The organism is Legionella sp. 227 (genome assembly GCF_043161935.1).
In the GTDB taxonomy this organism is placed as follows: Bacteria; Pseudomonadota; Gammaproteobacteria; order Legionellales; family Legionellaceae; genus Legionella; species Legionella sheltonii.
In genome coordinates, this window is the sequence record NZ_CP171154.1 from 3,222,596 (window position 1) to 3,238,760 (window position 16,165).

Genomic DNA, 16,165 nt, shown 5'->3' on the forward strand with positions numbered 1-16,165 from the left:
TACCTAGCTTCCCTAGTAAATTACTTTCTCTTGAGATCCCGGTAGAAGTTATCATGTACACCAAGTGCTAATAAAATCCTTAATGCAGTTTCCCACTCATAAGCTAAAAGAAATAGTCCTATCTAACTTTCATTAGCACCATGTTGGGCAGACCTACGCTTGCTGTAATTAATTCTATAACATTCCAGCACGCCGAGTTTCATAAGTTACAGTTTCTGTTGCCATTTCTATCTTTGGTTTAAGCTGGTCTAGATGTTCATTCTGCCACGTTATTTCTTTGCCTTGCTCCCTTGCCAATTGATTCAAATCATCGATAATTTCACCTAACTCATCAAGCCCCTCATTGGTCTTATCAAACAGCTCTAAATGTTTTTCATCTAATAAAGTTCTATCAACTGGTTCATTATATTGCGGTTTAAGTTTAGGTTCATGATGTCTTGTCAGTCCCTGCTTAATAGATTGAGTCAGAGTTGAGTGTCTTGGTGGTTCATCTTTTGACTTGCGACTGAAGGGGTGTTTCAAAAAATCAGGCATGGGAGGAAAAAAGCGAGATAAGCCATAAGTTTTTATGTTTAAAATACTTTCTTCTGCCTGTTCAGCCTTATTTTGTATATTTTCTGTAATTTTTTCTATTTTTTGAATTTTTTTTGATTGCCCCTCTAAGGCCTCTACAGTATCTGCCCCTATTTCTCGAGTGCTTCGTGCCATACGCACAGCTCGCTCTACAGACGCCTCTGAATCTTCGATGACTTCATTGATTTCCTGAATCTTTTCCTGAAAAAATAATTCTTTTTGCTCTCTCATTGTTAAAGTCCTTGTTCATTTTTATTGCAGCTTACTCAAACTCTTTATACATTGCAAGAGACAAAGACTGGTTAGGCAAAGCCTTTGGGCAACAAAAGTAAAATGATGAAGAGGAGCCTTAAAATGTTTAACCAAGGGAATTTAGGGATAGGATTTTCTTTCAAGAATTTTGCAAGGCAGGGTCTAACCTGAACACAATCTGATTCAAAAATGGTATATTAGGCAAATGTTTTCCAACTTGGTTTGCTATGATTGAAAGAAATGGTTTTTTAATTGAAGTTTTGAACGAAGATTTACAAAGCGATGGAACTATTACTCTGCCAGCGGGGCTGAAATCCATTTGTGGAAGTGCATTTAATCATTGCAAGAGCTTAGCTGCGATTACCCTCCCAGAGGGATTGAACTCGATTGGTGGATTTGCATTTGCTTACTGTACGAGTTTAACCACCATCACTCTGCCAGCGGGGCTAAACTCGATCAGCCCAAGTACATTTTCTGGCTGTACAAACTTAACCACCATCACTCTACCAGCGGGATTGAACTTGATTGGTGCAAGTGCATTTAATCGTTGTACGAGCTTAGCTGCGATTACCCTCCCAGAGGGATTGAAATTGATTGATGGATTTGCATTTGCTGGCTGTACGAGTTTAACCACCATCACTCTGCCAGCGGGGTTGAACTCGATTGGTATATGTGCATTTTCTGGCTGTAACCAATTGGAACAGATTGTCATCGATACGGATGACTTCAAAGAATACACCAGGATTAAAGAGCTCTTACCTAAGGATCTCCAAATAAAGGTTCCCTATTGGGGCTGTTTAGAAGCAATTAAAGAAATTCAAACCCAATGCCTACAAAAATTAATTAATCAACCTGAAACCAATTTTTTGTATCAAGAACTTCAACTTGGCGCTCACTGCAATCCTTTTTTTTACAACTTCCCTAACGAAATGATAGTGGAAATTAATAACCACATGAAAAGCGATAATTGGTATTATGCCAAAGCACTAAAAGAATTAACTGCCTTGAGCATGCCTCATTCAGAGGAAAATCTGGAGCGCTATCGAGAACAATGTGATGAGATAGTAACTAAATACATCAATATTGCGCAAACCCGCGCAGAAAATTTTGCAAAAGGAGCAACTAAAGAAAAAGAACAAGGACATCAGGCATTAGGGTTCTTTGCAATTAAGCAAGAACGCTTTGAACTTGAAGTGGTTAAGCCAGATAAAACCTCAATCTATACTCACTCCTCTTAAAGAAACTATTCTAGCCAGTTACGCCGGCTTTGTTAATTAAAAAAGAATTCCATAAGTCTATCTGCGAATTAACGGAGAAACGCGACTTATATTTTAGTGTAGCAAATGCTATGAATATTCAACTAAGTCTGATTATCTATATTAAAGGATCTTTTCTAAGATAATATTTAAAGTATTCAATAATGGATGAAAACTATGGATAGAATAAAGGAGTTTGTGCGTAGCTTTAAAATTTCTAATAGAAAAGGGGGATTCATTGGTTGCTAGATTTATAAACACATATTCTGTGAGCTTATTTTGATCAAAAACGTGCTCACATAATTACTATGAATCTTAGATCCAAGTTTTAAGTGCAAGTTTTGTTTATTAATTAACCAATCTAGTTGATATAATTCTATCGGTTAATTTTCAAATGGAATTTGTACGAAATGGGTTATAAACATTTAATTTATTTACAAAGATGTCAGATTTTAGCTTTTTGGAAAGCAGGGTATACGCAACGCAGCATTGCTAAAGAAATCGGAGTACACGAATCAACCATCAGCCGGGAATTAAAACGCAATATCACCTTTGTACGCACAAGGCTTGGATCATGGCAATATAAACCTGACTATGCTCAAAGCAATGCTAATCAGCGACATAAAAACAAAAATAAATTTATAAAATTTACTGATTATGCCAAAAGTTTTGTTCGCGAGAAGCTTCAACAAAACTGGAGCCCAGACCAAATTAGTGGTTATGCAAAGAAGCATAATCTTTTCATTATTAGCGGCGAATGGATTTCCCAATTCATATTACAGGATAAAAATAAACGCGAAAATTATATCTTCATCTACGTCACCAGAATAAAAAATACCGTAAACGCTATGGCAGTCCAAAGCGACAAGGACCCATTAAAAACAGGCGTTTTATTGATGATAGACCTGTTATCGTTAAAGAAAAAAAGCGAATCGGGGATTGGGAAATTGATACCATCATTGGCAAACAACGGAAGCAAGCAGTGGTGAGTATTGTTGAACGTGTTTCCAAAAAAACCATTCTTAAAAAAGTCGAAACAAAAACTGCCGCAAAGGTCTCTGAAGCAACAATAGCTGGATTAAAGGATTTCTCTGGCTCTGTATTTACTATCACAGCAGACAACGGCTCAGAGTTCGCTTATCATGAAAATATCAGCAAGGAACTCAATACAGATTTTTATTTTGCTCATCCATATTCATCATGGGAACGTGGATTGAACGAAAATACAAATGGTCTGGTCAGACAATATCTAAAGAAAGGTTCAAGTTTTACTGGTATCACAGATGAATACCTTGCTTTTATCGCAGACCAATTAAATAATAGACCACGTAGAAGTCTTGGTTATGCATCACCAAATGAAGTTTTTATGAAAGAAATCAGCGCCATGAAATGAAGATGGAAATGAACGCTATGTTATAAAAAGGCGCTTGCACTTATGACTTGTAACCACGGGATAGTATAATCAACTAAGTCTGATTATCAAAATAATCAGACTTAGTTGATTATTGAACTATCGAGAATGAAGCCCTTCTTAATTCTTAACCCAAAAGATTACCGGTTCGATAAATCGTGATTTAAGGCCTCGTCATTTTTTTTGTTTACCGTCTCTGCACATTTAAAAAAAGAGAAAATGGATCTATCTTGCCATACTAAAACAGTCGTACATTGATTCGTCTTAACGATTTGATATTTACTTTGCGACGCCTCCAATGTAAGTCTTCTAATGTCTACTTCACACACAATATCTTCTTCATGCGCTGTATTATCGTCAGAAAAAGTGACCTTTCCTGATTGATACTCTTGATCCACACCAATTGGCATACTCCCGATATCAGGAATTTCTTCAATGACTACTGAGGAAGATGTAAGTGATAGCTCTCTAAAAGTTGGAAGCGATAGCGCTTTAGCTTCTCTTGAATCTGCTGAATAGTTGATGCTTCTCTCCTGAGCTAGAACATCGCTAACTTTTATTGAGTGTTTATGTTCATGAGCATAACCAGCCTTAACTAATCGTGTTTTGCCGTCTTCAAGCTGAATATTAAAGTAAGCTGTTTTTTTTATTCGTTTTTCACCTTGATCAGTGACTATGGGTCGAGGGACATAAACTGTCGCAGAATAATAATTAATGGTTAGATCTTTATACTGCTCACCTAACTCTTGCGCAAAATAAGTAGCTAATCGATCATTAGTCATATTTTCGTCACAAATATATAAATTAATTGCCTTAAGATTTTGTGCTAATTCGGGTGTAAGGCCACATTGTTTCATGCGCCAAGCTACTGCATCAATTGATAGTTGATATGGTTCTTGTCCTAAACGTTCATAAAAGGTTTGATTAACATTTATTACATAATCAGGATCGCCTGTACCATCAGCAAGAATGTAAATGACCGTATTAGCAGGTACGTTTTGCGGGTTGAATTTAAATTGGGCTCCATCATACAACTCATAATCTTCTTCATTTTCATCTGGGTGACGATAAATCACTACACGTGGAATTGTAGCGCCCATCTTTTCTGAGGAACGTAAATTATTTCTCCAGTCCAATGCTCTAATATATAAAGAGAAATTATTTTCACTGACTGTGAACGGAATAAATAGCACCACATTAGAGGTCGATAATTTTGATTCGGTTATTTTAAACATAGTTGATGTGGATGAGATTAAATAAAGGTTTAAATTATATAATTTCTTGATTAAGATATTATTAACAAAGAAATTTGTGATAGTTCTTCTAAAAGAGAAAATAATTTAAATAACAAGAGATCTAATCCTATGTCTTGGAAACAAACAATTACATTAAGTGAACTGCAACAAAAAGGGCGTCACTGTGAAACCATAGATGACCATAAAATTTTATTGATCTGGCACAATGATAAAGTACATGCCATTGCCTCCCAATGCCCCCATTTTAAATCACCACTATCTAAAGGGACAATTACAGATGAAAATACTATCGTGTGCCCTTTTCATAAAAGTGCATTTAATCTAACAACAGGTAATCCCGAATGTTGGTCGCCGTGGCCACCAGCAGTTGGAACGCTACTTGGTAAGCTGAGCAAACCCAAAAACTTAAAGATTTATCCTGTTCGTATTGATGATGACATGATTCATGTTGAGGTTGTCTAATAAGAAGAAAAACCCAGATTAGAATCTGTTAGCCTGGGTTTTGTGCCATGAGTCTCCCCTGCTATTCTATTTGGAATGAAATTTTAATTTTACCGATATAATCTGCTCTAAATTCTAGTCAATTTTAATTAGTGAACCTTCTTCTCTGTAAATTCGTGATTAACTAAACCACTTAAAAGGATTTGTACTGCAGTCTCACCCATTTTTTCGCGGGGACAAAAATCCATCGCTACAGCAAAACCTATCTCGTTCATGGATTCATCCCATAAGGGATCTTTATTCAAGATTGGTTTTATCTTCTCGAATAAAGAGTCCACAAACATATCGTCCATAGAAAGAAAATGCTGCTTTTGAGGGGTATTAATCAGCATTTCTTTTACTGTGATATAAAGCGAGTATTTCAATAGATATAAAGCATATTCCAGAGATTCATTGTTCATATCCAAGTGAACCAGCTGTTCTTGAGCGTAAAAATGAGTGAAATAATAGTTATCAGGACAAAATTCGCGTTCTATAAAGTCCTGTTGTTGAGAATTACGTACTTCACATCGGAAAAGAAAATACTCTTCATGTTGCGAATAAAGAGCGGAGACTTTAAAACATCCCTGAAAAATAGCGGGCTGATTCCAAATAGCCACTATAATCAACGTTTCAACATTTATATCGTGATGACTCATTTTTAATTAATCAATTTCATGTTTACTTATTAGTGTATAAACAGATAATACATAAGGACAAGATGCGATTGCTATTTTTGAAAAAAGTAACTCTTATACTGCTATTTTATTCTTGATTAGTCGAAACAACGTTTTGCACCTTACCGCTAAATCGCGCTCCTAAAGTTAAAATAGCAGGAAATTTTTTAAGCATATGTAAAACCCAAGATCGTGGCCAAGAGTTCATCATTGCAAGTTGTGCAAAAAATGAAGAAAAATAAATGCGAGTACTAAAATGTTTACGCCAGTGTTTCGTATAATAAATACCTATTGCATCCAAATCATTAATGCCTTTAAGATTCGATTTAAATTGGATTAAACTGTTTGACAGTAACCAAGCCGATTGCATGGCCATACTGATTCCTTCAGCAACAATAGGATGGGCTTCCCCGGCAATATTACCTACAAAAAAGATACCATCCTTATAACAAGAACGAATACCAGGCCTAATTGGTCCGGCTGCCAGCCAGCTTCCTTCACGTTCGGCACAGCCAAGAGCCTGCTTAACTCCGCGACACTGCGTCAATAGATAGTTAAAAACGGTTTCCCCTGCTTGGATACCTGGATTTTCTAAGCGTAAATCATCCAAAACATGACGACGAATACAACAAGAAAGAGTTGCTTTCTGCATACTACTATGAACCATTCCTCCATACCCCCCAGGAAAAGCAAGTAAGGGCATCAGATTTGTAGGCAAATTGGCATTTTTAAAGTGCGTTTTAAATGCAAACAGATCAGAAGATTGATGGATTTTGGTTTCTGATTGCGCAATTCTTTTCTCCCACGAACCATTAGCAATAACAATGAGTGGAGCAATTATCTCACCTATTTTATTATTTTCTTTTACAGAACAGATAAATAAACCATCTTCTTGACGACGATGCACATTAGTTACTTCACAAGGTTGCCAAACTTGCACTCCTTTTAATTTCGCTTTTTCTATGAGTTCTGTATCAAGATACTCTCGCGCTAATGCCCTGCCCCAAAGACCTTTTGAAGATGTAGAATACGGCATATTTGCTGTCAATATAACCTCATCAGCATACAAACCTACTTGTTTAATTTCTGGCCCTCCATGTGCTAAATAGAACTCTTCCAATCCAAGTTTCTGAAAAAGAGATAAACTGGTAGCCGATATAAATTCACCACAGACTTTTCTACGAGGAAATTTTTTCTTTTCGACCAAGCCAACCGTCCAACCCGCATCGGCAAGAAGTAATGCGGTGGTTGCACCAGCTGGTCCTCCGCCAATAATCAATGCATCCAAAGTCATAGGCTTTTATCCCTAATACTAAAGTCTATTTTATTTTCTTAACCAAAAGACCCTATTTCAAAATAAGAATACTCCACCAAAATGGGAAGTGCCATTTGATTTGATAATTTTTGATACATGCCTTGTGTAATAAAAACTCTAATTCTTTTCTGGTAAAACTTTTTTGAATCGAAAGCAGGCCATCATGAGTAATCAGCCGGTTATTAAACAATATAGGACTAATTATTTTATAAAGCCAATACGCAACAAAATTACGGTGCAAGTCATTAATAACTACAGCTTTACGAGCTGTATCATTAGCTTTTATTAAAAAAGCAACTAACTCGTCATCATCCAGATGATGACAAACTAAATTAATTAAAATGATATCTACACTATTTGGTGTTATGTTAAGTTCTGGCCGGGGTTGTATTTTAAACTCAACTGCAATGCTTCCATTTTTTTGTTGCCATTCAGACAATTCTTTTTCTGCAAGTTGAATAGCCTCAGTTGAAATGTCTAATCCAAGCATTTTCATTCGAGGGTAATATTTACTCAGATGAAGCAAGAGTAATCCTCCGCCACAGCCAACATCGGCCAGTATGGAATTCTCAGGAAACTGTTGAATTAAATTAACCGTATTTTTAAAAATACCCATAATTCTATTGATTTTAAATAGTTTTTTTAAAGAGTGTTCGTACTCTTGTGATGTATAGAAATCTGGACCGAGATCAATGATTTCCTTTTCCCTTGATCGTGTTTTGAATTTGGGCATGATCATTATAAATAATGAGAAATTTTCATTTTGCATTGTATACTTCAATATTACAATAATGATTTAATGTACCGATGGCTCGTAAGCAACAACAGCGTGTCTAAATAGGGAAAAAATTCACAAAGGGACAGAATGCAATCAAATATCACAGCGATTGGTATAGCAACCCCTCCGTTTATGCGCACACAAGATGAGATTGCCGATCTTATTTCTGTAGGATTTCATCTTGATGGATCACAAACAAAAATTTTAAAAAAAATCTATAAATCCTCGGGAATTGAGACTCGGTATAGTGTGTTGACTGATTATTGTAAACAACCAGGTCAATTTGAATTTTTTCCTAATACACCTCAAGAAAGTTTTCCGTCAACGTCACAGAGAATGGCTATATATAAAGAAAACGCCCTCAATTTGGCCATGGTATCCATTCAAAATTGTTTAAATAGCATTGATTTTGACCCAAGAAAAATTACTCATTTAATTACAGTGAGCTGTACTGGTATGTATGCCCCCGGGATTGATATAGAAATTGTCCAAAAGCTTAATTTATCCCCTTCCGTTAAGCGCACGGCGATTAATTTTATGGGCTGTTATGGTGCCTTTAATGGGTTGAAGGTAGCCAATGCATTTTGTCAAACAGAGCCGAGCAGCAATGTGCTTCTGGTTTGTGTTGAGCTTTGTACGATACATTTTCAGAATGCTTTTAACATAGAAAGCATTGTCTCAAATGCTATTTTTGCTGATGGAGCTGCAACAGCGTTGATTCAGGGAGAAATCGCGAGTCAAAAGCGTTTGGCTCTGGAGTCATTCTATTGTGATTTAGTACCTCAAACCAGCCAGGATATGGCATGGACCATTACCAATTACGGATTTGATATTATACTGAGCGCTTATGTGCCTGAAGCAATTCAATCGGGTATTTTTATGTTTGCTGAAAAATTGTTAAGACAATTAAATTATTCGTTTAATGATATAGATTTTTACGCAATTCACCCAGGTGGAATTAAAATTTTACAAGCATGCGAAAAGGCATTAAAGATTACGGCAGATGACAATCAATATTCTTATGATGTTTTAAGAAATTATGGAAATATGTCCTCTGTAACCTTATTATTTGTATTAAAAAAAATATGGGATAAATTAGGCACACAAGATGAGGCGAAACATATTTTTAGTTGTGCTTTTGGACCTGGATTAACTCTAGAATCGATGATACTCAAAGTTCAACATGACTAATTTATTTATTCGAACAGTACCCTTTTCTAAAACTAATAAACTATGGAGTCTTTTTGTATTAACCAGCTTTTTCCTATTGAGCATCTCAGGTTATACAAAAACAAATAATATACAATTTTTCTACTCAAACAATACTCAAATCCTGGACATGGAAAAAGCATTCCAGTATTTAATCGGGAAAGAGCAACACCAGCTCAAAAAAGCTGCCACTCGTATACTGCAAAGACAACATATGGAGTTAGGAGAATTTAAAAATGCTCTTGGAGCGTATACTGGGCAGGAAAACAAACTATTTACAGCGGAGAACTCGGAGATTTTTTTTGTTTCACCTTTACAAAAATTATCTCGAAAAAAAACATTCCTAGTAGCCACAAGTTTAGCAAAACAACTCAAACAAGAAAGTGTAGCCGTTTTTATTCCTAACAAGACAGACTCAATTGCTCATATAAAATTGGTTTTTAGACACAATAAATTCACGATTACTGAGGTACTTCAACTAATTCAGAAGCTTCCCACCTCAATGAAACAGGCATTCACCATGAGATTTAAAAATTTGCACGTTGGTTTTGATTTTACAGAAGTTCAATCTATTGAATGGCTTGGAAATGATCTTAATACCACAGAGATTAAACATCTTTTTCCTTTTGATACGTTACTTGCTTATCATGGTGAGACTTACCTGGTTTTCAATACTGGGCGCTATCAAAAACTGTAAATTATTCTGAATAATCATATAAAAAAATATCTGCAAACAATTCAAAGAGTTAATAAAGCAAGCTGTGATTTAATCATGATTAAATTGGATTTTTGTCTATTCCTAAGTAATAGCAGTAAAATATGGAGAGAATAGAGTTATTAAAAATGCTGTGCGTTTTGATGTGAATCATGTTGTTGTTTTAGTGATTTTTAACTTTTTCAGGAGAAAATGGGTTTTACCACATATCCAGCCCAAACTGGCAATGAAATAGTTAAGATACGTTATAAACGATAATAAAATCTATTGTGTTATGTGTGAAAATGACCTTAATACAAAAACGATAAAAATTGGATGAAATTTACATGATTAATGGATATGTTCGGGTAAGCACCCAGGACCAAAATGATCACCATCAAAAGTTAATCTTTTTGGGCGTCCAACAAACGAGAAACCTTTTCCCAATTCTAATAAAAACTGTTGTAAATAGTTAATCAAAGCTTCTTCAAGTTCCGACTCAACTAATTTCGTTGATTCTGGTAGCCCTAGAAACTCTAATACAACAGGATCCTTTATAGCATCTTCCGGTTTATTAATTTCTTGGCCTTGTTTAGCTAGATTTTTTAATCCTTCTTTATCTTTGCTTTTAGCTAATTTATCATAGATAAAGATAAGATTGTCCATCTGTATCAACTGGGAGTTCCAATACAAAAAATTATTTCAACACACTTAAGTTATGGCAAATATTTGTCTCTTAAAGCTTATCTTAAAAAAATATCGATATGAAAAAGATTATTAATAAGTTGAATGTTAATTTCGGTTGGTCAGCTAATCAGGAGAACAAAATGAAAATAAGAGGCAAGAAGAGATGGCTAATGTTGTTTGGAGGGGTTTTTATTGCTTTCACCGTATATGCTGCAACACCTGCGTCAAAAGCCTACCTTGATAGCAAAATGGCAGTCATCCAGGCGGAAATTGATGAAATTTCAAACTACTTAGCAATTAATGGATTATAACCACATTATTTTATTAATTAAAAAGGATTTTAAATGAAAAAAAGTATCTGTGTATTGCTCTCTCTGTCTGCATCAATATGTTTAGCTGCTAAACCAGCATCAACAGCCGATGTGGATGCAGCGGCAGCTCGGCTTCAGACTCAAATCAATACAATTAATAATGTCCTTCTGGCCCAATTAAAAGCATTCACGGCGCAAATAAACACACTCACTGCGCAAATAAACACACTCACTGCGCAAAAAAATACACTCACGGCGCAAGTAAGCGCACTCAATACGATTCCAGCGGTGGCTCATCCAGTAGGAAGTTGCTATGGCGGCGGAGTAGTTTATTATGCGAGTTCAGATGCTAATGCCCCAGCAGGGCAACGAGGATTAATTGCCGCACCCACAGATGCCTTAACTTCAACCACCATGGCATGGCAAAGCGGGGGATCAACCACGGTAATACCAACGCCACAAAAAACCTATTTCACTGGCGAGACAAACACGAATGCAATTTTATCAACAATCGGTATTTTTCCTGCAGCAAGCGCTGCAAATAGTTACACTGCAGATGGCGATACGTGTACTGAATGCACAAGCTGGTATCTTCCCTCTCAGGACGAACTTGCCACATTGTATGCCCAATCAACTTCGAGCATTGCTTTAGGGGATACAACATTTTGGTCGGCGTGCAGTGGCTCTACTCCTGCGTCATCTAGTTATTGGAGTTCTACGCAAGGCACGTTAAATTCACAAGCATTTAGCGTAAACTTTTTAACGGGTATCGTGACAACCAGCACGAATAGTAGTAGCTTTCGTGTTCGCGCAGTTCGAGCTTTTTAAGAAAAAAATCAAAAAAGTACCGATTATTTAAAAGAATGAATACTCTACACCCAAAAAGCCCCCCTGTTGTGTTGGGATATGAGCAATAGGTGTGTTACCCGCAATGTCTAAGTAAACACCAGCATTGTTGTTGGAATAAATGCCTTGATAAATGGCGTTGAGCTGAACATGCTCAGTAAGGTTCATGCCAACGCCCGCTTGAAACTCGCCTGCAAGTTTACTTAAACCATCTCCATAGGTCGATGTTCTATCTTCTAACTGCAGTTGGCGATAGGCAATGCCGCCTTTGAGAATATAATATAAAGGTTTATCGGGCTGAATTTGACCTTTAACAGTAAACAATAAATCGATAAGAGGTTTTAATATCGCTTGCGGAAGCAAATCTGTGGCTGGATCTAACACTGATGAACTCGTTGCAAGGCGCATTGTATTACCAGATTGAATGCCAACTTCACCACCAAGGATCCATTGTCTATACTCCTTGGCATTAACACCTAATGTAAAACGTCCTTGGGCAACATTGCCATCATTTTTATACCCACCTGAAACCGTACCATAACCGCCATAGCCACCAGCATAAAAGATTGGATGTGGTTTTATCATTACATCACCCATAGTCCCTGAAAATACAGGGTATGCAAATGATAATACAAGAAGATTTGTTACAATGATTTTTCGCATGTTTAGAAAATCCTTATCTTTAACTATTACTCCAACTATTAGCATTAATGATACTAATATTAATTAGCTCGATGATACTTGTAGCGAATTGCAGTATGCAAGTACATTATATTTGGAAATACATTTGCTATACAAATGCATGATATTCATTTCAGTGAATAAATTGCAATATTTTCATTTAACATAGCTGACTTAGTTCATTGCTAGTTTGGTCTGGATATGCGGTAAAACCCAAAATCATGAAAAAAATACTTTCTGTTCTATTAATAACAGCGACTTTTTCTTCAACTTACGCTTCAGGGATAATAAATACCATTGTTTCATCACCAGGTAGTGGAGGAACCAATACTGGGACTAATCCTGGAATGAATTCCGGAACGAATACAGATACAGATACAGATACAGATACAGATACAGATACAGATACAGATAATGGTACCAACACCGGAATTAATACTGGAACCAGCACTGGTAAAGATAATGGTAGTGGTACGAATAACGGTACCGATAACAGCAGTACTAACTACTAAATAAAACAATGCATGATTTTGTCTTTGAAAGCAATCCCTTTAAAGATTGCTTCCTAATAAAGAGCATTAAGGCAATAACGTCTCGAGTTTTTTCCTCGGGACGTAGAGGATCAGGAAATGAGCAACACTACATCGAAAAAAAATGAACAAGAATAAGGTAATTCATTATACCCAAAATAATACGTAAACTAAAACTTCATCTGTTCTGGTTTACTTACATGTTCATGACGTTGTAAGACAGTATCAGGACGACATTCGGTTTTATATAGATGATAATTCATGGCAAAAACCTCTTTTTGCATATTATCCTTAAAATATTTTATTGCGTCCTCATCTCCATAGTGCACAGCGAGATCAAGCCAATCAAAACCCGCTTGCCAATCCAGCTCTAATAGTTCAGGAAATTCGACCTCAAGATCAACATCCATCTCTTTTTTTAGCGTCTCAAGATCAGCAAAAGATATAAGCGCTATTTCAAATTGAGCACTGCTATATCGTTGTAGGCCAGGCGAAATTTCAGTAATTCGCTTTGCTGTGACTAAGGTATCTTCCATATACTCTTTAAAAGAAATAAGACGTTTAGCGGGTTTAAAAAATGATTTCATTTTTAGAATGAGAAAAATAGAATTAATTATGTGCGCATTGTTCACAAAAGTAAATGCTTTTGTTCTATTATAAATTCATTATGTATCCCTTCATATCCTATTGGTCAAACAAATACCCACATAGATAGTATTTTACAGGAGATAAAAACGTGGAAAAAAAGTATGTGTTATTGTTGATGTTGGACCAGAAAATGGTGCTGCTTTTGCCACATATGTGCCTTATTTGTTAAGAATCTATAAATCATTTTCTTAATTATAAATAGCTTTTTGATTGTTGAGCTTTATCGCTTAATCGGGATTAACTCTCCAATTGTACATGAATATCACGAGCATCAGATTGACCATGATCATCAACTACCCTAACTACAAATTTTCCCGGCTTTGCTTTCCATAAATAAGATTCTCCAGCTTTAGTTTTGGCAATAAACGTTTCGTTAATAAACCAGTATACATAAGCAATACCAGCATCGGTCACGGCAGTGAGAGGTATGGTATTATTTTGAGGAGAATTCGCGCGAATAATATAACTAATTCCGTTTTGTGGCGAAGTAATGTGTGGATCGATACCCGAATTTCCAGACAAGGTACAATCAGGCTCAAAAAAGGGTGGAATATGTCTTTGTATCCCAGCTTTTTTAAAAATACTCAACAAATCAGAAGGCCAAAACTCATAAATCTCAAAACGAGTATACTCATCCATATGGCAGGTCCGTAAACCTGTTTTACTATTTATAGCAACCTCACGATAAATTGTATCTGTTTTGATTGGAGATTTTCCCGGAATAAACCAGCTCCATTCAGTGTCTTTACAATAACGTGTCGGCAACATCCCAGAGGATTTACATACTTCTACTTTTCTCAAATTCATTTGCTCTGGATGTTTTTCCAAAGCATGAATTGGCCCTCGCTCATGATTTAATGCATCAATCAACTCAAAAAATAAAGGAGCAGCAATGTCTTTGCCTATAAATGCAGGATTGGCCTTATTATCAAAATTTCCTACCCATACCGCTAATACATATGGACCAAATACTCCTACAGTCCATGCATCACGATAGCCTGAAGAAGTTCCAGTTTTCCATGCAACCTGTAAGCGTGTCCAACTTTTAGAGCTATCATCTAAGCGAGGAGTATTTTTTAACATATCCAATACGAGATAACTTGCTTCTGGGCTAAGCAGACGTGTTCCTTTTGGTTTTACTTCATTTTTAAATGCTTGAATAGGTAACCAAATTCCATCATTTACCAGCATGGCATATAAGCTGACGAGTTCACTCATTGTTAATTCAGCCCCGCCCAAACTCAATGACAAGCCATAGTATGACTCTGATCGTAATTGACTAATTTCAGCTTTTTCTAATAATTGATGTAATGTTGGGTTCGTTAACTGACTAGCGAGATAAATTGCTGGGATATTACGGCTCAAAACTAAAGCATCTTTAGCTTTAATAGGACCTATAAAATCGTAATCAAAGTTTTCTGGGTTATAGCCATTAAAGCTGTGGGGTACATCTTTTAAAACAGTATCTGGATGAATTAAGCCCTGATCCAAAGCTAATCCATAGATAAATGGCTTTAACGTGGACCCAGGTGATCGCTTGACCTCTGTACCATTAATTTGTCCGCTGATACTGGTATTGAAAAAATCAGCAGATCCCAACATTCCCTTAATACCCATATCGCGAGTATCTAAAAGTAAAACAGCTGCGTTATTTACTCCGATTCCCTTCTTTCTCGCAAGATAATGATGCGTAATGCGTTCAATAATCATTTGCGTACGATAATCCAAGGTTGTATCAATGCTTTGCTGTTTGTTTGATGCTTCAGATAAAATTTTATTTACAAAATGTGGTGCATTAAAAGGGAGCATATGAGTGTTTTGCATCACTAAAGGCAATGCAAACATTGCCTTTTTGTTAAGGTCTTCTGGATGTTTGTTTAACCAGCGGCCCAACAAGTGCTCCCGAATTTTTTTTAACTCTTTATTGTTTGGTGTCCTTTTACCTGGATTTTGAGGAATGATGCTTAGGGTCAAGGATTGCGGCAAAGTAATTTTATGTACTGGTGTACCAAAATAAACCAAACTTGCAGCGCCTACTCCTTCAACATTGCCACCATAGGGTGCCAAATTTAAATAAGCTTCCAGAATTTGCTCTTTGCTATAATGCATTTCAATTTGTATCGCACGGATGATTTGTAATAACTTTCCTGTGATTTTTTTTGAATTCATACCATAACGCATCCGCGCCACTTGCATGGTAATCGTTGAGGCACCTACCCTTCGTGATTGGGCACCATACGTTTGCCATATGGCTTTCATTGTTGCCCAAGGATTGACTCCATAATGCCAATAAAAATATTGATCCTCTTGCAATAAGGTTGCTTCAATAAGCTGCTTTGATATGCCTGACAAAGGTGTAAACAGTCGGTATTTCTCATCCTGACTCAATGTTAACCTTAATAATTTATTGTGTTCGTCATAAACTGCTTTAGAAAAACTCGTTCCCTCCAGTAAGGTGGGTTTAGGTAAAAAAAATAATATCAGATAGGCGCTGACAAGGAGCGTAATAAGGATTATGCTTAGAGATTTAAATATTTTGTTCATAGTCGCTATTATGCACT

17 protein-coding genes and 2 pseudogenes are annotated in these 16,165 nt (G+C 36.3%); 9 read left to right on the forward strand and 10 right to left on the reverse strand.

Translation table 11 applies throughout. From position 1 onward, the window contains the following. Nucleotides 1-20 precede the first annotated feature (20 nt). Entirely contained in the window at nt 21-122 is a 102-nt protein-coding gene (locus ACF8MK_RS14010) for a type II toxin-antitoxin system RelE/ParE family toxin (protein WP_392538971.1), read from the reverse strand. A gap of 52 nt (nt 123-174) precedes the next feature. Further along, a complete protein-coding gene (locus tag ACF8MK_RS14015; RefSeq protein WP_392537174.1) occupies nt 175-804 on the reverse strand; it encodes a hypothetical protein in 630 nt (209 codons plus the stop codon). Nucleotides 805-1,052: 248 nt separating this feature from the next. Here ACF8MK_RS14015 and ACF8MK_RS14020 point away from each other — a divergent pair, with 248 nt between their 5' ends. From ACF8MK_RS14020 to ACF8MK_RS14030, 3 genes and pseudogenes are all read left to right on the forward strand, one after another. Beyond that, a complete protein-coding gene (locus ACF8MK_RS14020) occupies nt 1,053-2,063 on the forward strand; it encodes a leucine-rich repeat domain-containing protein (protein ID WP_392537175.1) in 1,011 nt (336 codons plus the stop codon). Nucleotides 2,064-2,491: 428 nt separating this feature from the next. Further along, nucleotides 2,492-2,575, forward strand: a pseudogene (locus tag ACF8MK_RS14025) (hypothetical protein); the annotation flags it as partial. 362 nt (nt 2,576-2,937) lie between these two features. Continuing rightward, nucleotides 2,938-3,474: pseudogene (locus ACF8MK_RS14030) on the forward strand (IS30 family transposase); the annotation flags it as partial. A gap of 158 nt (nt 3,475-3,632) precedes the next feature. Here the strand turns inward: ACF8MK_RS14030 and ACF8MK_RS14035 are convergent. Next, nucleotides 3,633-4,727: a hypothetical protein gene (locus ACF8MK_RS14035; RefSeq protein ID WP_392537176.1), complete on the reverse strand. Its 1,095-nt coding sequence runs from the start codon at nt 4,725-4,727 to the stop codon at nt 3,633-3,635. 129 nt (nt 4,728-4,856) lie between these two features. Here ACF8MK_RS14035 and ACF8MK_RS14040 point away from each other — a divergent pair, with 129 nt between their 5' ends. Further along, the gene (locus ACF8MK_RS14040) at nt 4,857-5,210 is read left to right on the forward strand and encodes a Rieske (2Fe-2S) protein (RefSeq protein ID WP_392537177.1); all 354 of its coding nucleotides are present in this window, start codon (nt 4,857-4,859) and stop codon (nt 5,208-5,210) included. 128 nt (nt 5,211-5,338) lie between these two features. Here ACF8MK_RS14040 and ACF8MK_RS14045 read toward each other — a convergent pair whose 3' ends face one another. From ACF8MK_RS14045 to ACF8MK_RS14055, 3 genes are all read right to left on the reverse strand, one after another. After that, nucleotides 5,339-5,887: a hypothetical protein gene (locus ACF8MK_RS14045; protein WP_392537178.1), complete on the reverse strand. Its 549-nt coding sequence runs from the start codon at nt 5,885-5,887 to the stop codon at nt 5,339-5,341. A gap of 106 nt (nt 5,888-5,993) precedes the next feature. Further along, a complete protein-coding gene (locus ACF8MK_RS14050; RefSeq protein WP_392537179.1) occupies nt 5,994-7,199 on the reverse strand; it encodes an NAD(P)/FAD-dependent oxidoreductase in 1,206 nt (401 codons plus the stop codon). A 52-nt stretch (nt 7,200-7,251) separates the two neighbouring features. Next, nucleotides 7,252-7,989: a methyltransferase domain-containing protein gene (locus ACF8MK_RS14055; RefSeq protein WP_392537180.1), complete on the reverse strand. Its 738-nt coding sequence runs from the start codon at nt 7,987-7,989 to the stop codon at nt 7,252-7,254. A 96-nt stretch (nt 7,990-8,085) separates the two neighbouring features. Between ACF8MK_RS14055 and ACF8MK_RS14060 the strand changes: the two genes are divergently transcribed. Then, the gene (locus ACF8MK_RS14060) at nt 8,086-9,189 is read left to right on the forward strand and encodes a type III polyketide synthase (RefSeq protein WP_392537181.1); all 1,104 of its coding nucleotides are present in this window, start codon (nt 8,086-8,088) and stop codon (nt 9,187-9,189) included. Continuing rightward, the gene (locus ACF8MK_RS14065) at nt 9,182-9,904 is read left to right on the forward strand and encodes a hypothetical protein (protein WP_392537182.1); all 723 of its coding nucleotides are present in this window, start codon (nt 9,182-9,184) and stop codon (nt 9,902-9,904) included. The genes ACF8MK_RS14060 and ACF8MK_RS14065 overlap by 8 nt, the downstream gene beginning before the upstream one ends. 348 nt (nt 9,905-10,252) lie before the next feature. On the opposite strand, the gene ACF8MK_RS14070 is transcribed toward ACF8MK_RS14065, so the two are convergent. Further along, complete coding sequence (locus tag ACF8MK_RS14070; RefSeq protein ID WP_392537183.1) at nt 10,253-10,567, reverse strand: PDDEXK nuclease domain-containing protein; 315 nt, start codon at nt 10,565-10,567, stop codon at nt 10,253-10,255. Nucleotides 10,568-10,728: 161 nt separating this feature from the next. On the opposite strand from ACF8MK_RS14070, the gene ACF8MK_RS14075 reads away from it, so the two are divergent. Together ACF8MK_RS14075 and ACF8MK_RS14080 are read left to right on the forward strand one after the other, a co-directional pair. Further along, the gene (locus ACF8MK_RS14075) at nt 10,729-10,899 is read left to right on the forward strand and encodes a hypothetical protein (RefSeq protein WP_392537184.1); all 171 of its coding nucleotides are present in this window, start codon (nt 10,729-10,731) and stop codon (nt 10,897-10,899) included. Between the two features lie 33 nt (nt 10,900-10,932). Further along, nucleotides 10,933-11,727: a DUF1566 domain-containing protein gene (locus tag ACF8MK_RS14080; protein ID WP_392537185.1), complete on the forward strand. Its 795-nt coding sequence runs from the start codon at nt 10,933-10,935 to the stop codon at nt 11,725-11,727. Nucleotides 11,728-11,754: 27 nt separating this feature from the next. Here ACF8MK_RS14080 and ACF8MK_RS14085 read toward each other — a convergent pair whose 3' ends face one another. Continuing rightward, nucleotides 11,755-12,408: a hypothetical protein gene (locus tag ACF8MK_RS14085; RefSeq protein WP_392537186.1), complete on the reverse strand. Its 654-nt coding sequence runs from the start codon at nt 12,406-12,408 to the stop codon at nt 11,755-11,757. A gap of 200 nt (nt 12,409-12,608) precedes the next feature. On the opposite strand from ACF8MK_RS14085, the gene ACF8MK_RS14090 reads away from it, so the two are divergent. Next, a complete protein-coding gene (locus ACF8MK_RS14090) occupies nt 12,609-12,938 on the forward strand; it encodes a hypothetical protein (RefSeq protein WP_392537187.1) in 330 nt (109 codons plus the stop codon). A gap of 188 nt (nt 12,939-13,126) precedes the next feature. On the opposite strand, the gene ACF8MK_RS14095 is transcribed toward ACF8MK_RS14090, so the two are convergent. Together ACF8MK_RS14095 and pbpC are read right to left on the reverse strand one after the other, a co-directional pair. After that, the gene (locus ACF8MK_RS14095; RefSeq protein ID WP_392537188.1) at nt 13,127-13,543 is read right to left on the reverse strand and encodes a hypothetical protein; all 417 of its coding nucleotides are present in this window, start codon (nt 13,541-13,543) and stop codon (nt 13,127-13,129) included. A gap of 298 nt (nt 13,544-13,841) precedes the next feature. Beyond that, the gene (gene pbpC / locus ACF8MK_RS14100; RefSeq protein ID WP_392537189.1) at nt 13,842-16,148 is read right to left on the reverse strand and encodes a penicillin-binding protein 1C; all 2,307 of its coding nucleotides are present in this window, start codon (nt 16,146-16,148) and stop codon (nt 13,842-13,844) included. Between the last annotated feature and the right edge of the window lie 17 nt (nt 16,149-16,165).

Bases quoted from the DNA above. Each gene is read 5' to 3' on its own strand.
- ACF8MK_RS14075 (WP_392537184.1), top strand. From the start codon at position 10,729: ATGAAAATAAGAGGCAAGAAGAGATGGCTAATGTTGTTTGGAGGGGTT.
- ACF8MK_RS14040 (WP_392537177.1), top strand. From the start codon at position 4,857: ATGTCTTGGAAACAAACAATTACATTAAGTGAACTGCAACAAAAAGGG.
- ACF8MK_RS14055 (WP_392537180.1), bottom strand. From the start codon at position 7,989: ATGCAAAATGAAAATTTCTCATTATTTATAATGATCATGCCCAAATTC.
- ACF8MK_RS14060 (WP_392537181.1), top strand. From the start codon at position 8,086: ATGCAATCAAATATCACAGCGATTGGTATAGCAACCCCTCCGTTTATG.
- pbpC (WP_392537189.1), bottom strand. From the start codon at position 16,148: ATGAACAAAATATTTAAATCTCTAAGCATAATCCTTATTACGCTCCTT.
- ACF8MK_RS14035 (WP_392537176.1), bottom strand. From the start codon at position 4,727: ATGTTTAAAATAACCGAATCAAAATTATCGACCTCTAATGTGGTGCTA.
- ACF8MK_RS14020 (WP_392537175.1), top strand. From the start codon at position 1,053: ATGATTGAAAGAAATGGTTTTTTAATTGAAGTTTTGAACGAAGATTTA.
- ACF8MK_RS14095 (WP_392537188.1), bottom strand. From the start codon at position 13,543: ATGAAATCATTTTTTAAACCCGCTAAACGTCTTATTTCTTTTAAAGAG.
- ACF8MK_RS14050 (WP_392537179.1), bottom strand. From the start codon at position 7,199: ATGACTTTGGATGCATTGATTATTGGCGGAGGACCAGCTGGTGCAACC.
- ACF8MK_RS14065 (WP_392537182.1), top strand. From the start codon at position 9,182: ATGACTAATTTATTTATTCGAACAGTACCCTTTTCTAAAACTAATAAA.
- ACF8MK_RS14070 (WP_392537183.1), bottom strand. From the start codon at position 10,567: ATGGACAATCTTATCTTTATCTATGATAAATTAGCTAAAAGCAAAGAT.
- ACF8MK_RS14015 (WP_392537174.1), bottom strand. From the start codon at position 804: ATGAGAGAGCAAAAAGAATTATTTTTTCAGGAAAAGATTCAGGAAATC.
- ACF8MK_RS14085 (WP_392537186.1), bottom strand. From the start codon at position 12,408: ATGCGAAAAATCATTGTAACAAATCTTCTTGTATTATCATTTGCATAC.
- ACF8MK_RS14045 (WP_392537178.1), bottom strand. From the start codon at position 5,887: ATGAGTCATCACGATATAAATGTTGAAACGTTGATTATAGTGGCTATT.
- ACF8MK_RS14080 (WP_392537185.1), top strand. From the start codon at position 10,933: ATGAAAAAAAGTATCTGTGTATTGCTCTCTCTGTCTGCATCAATATGT.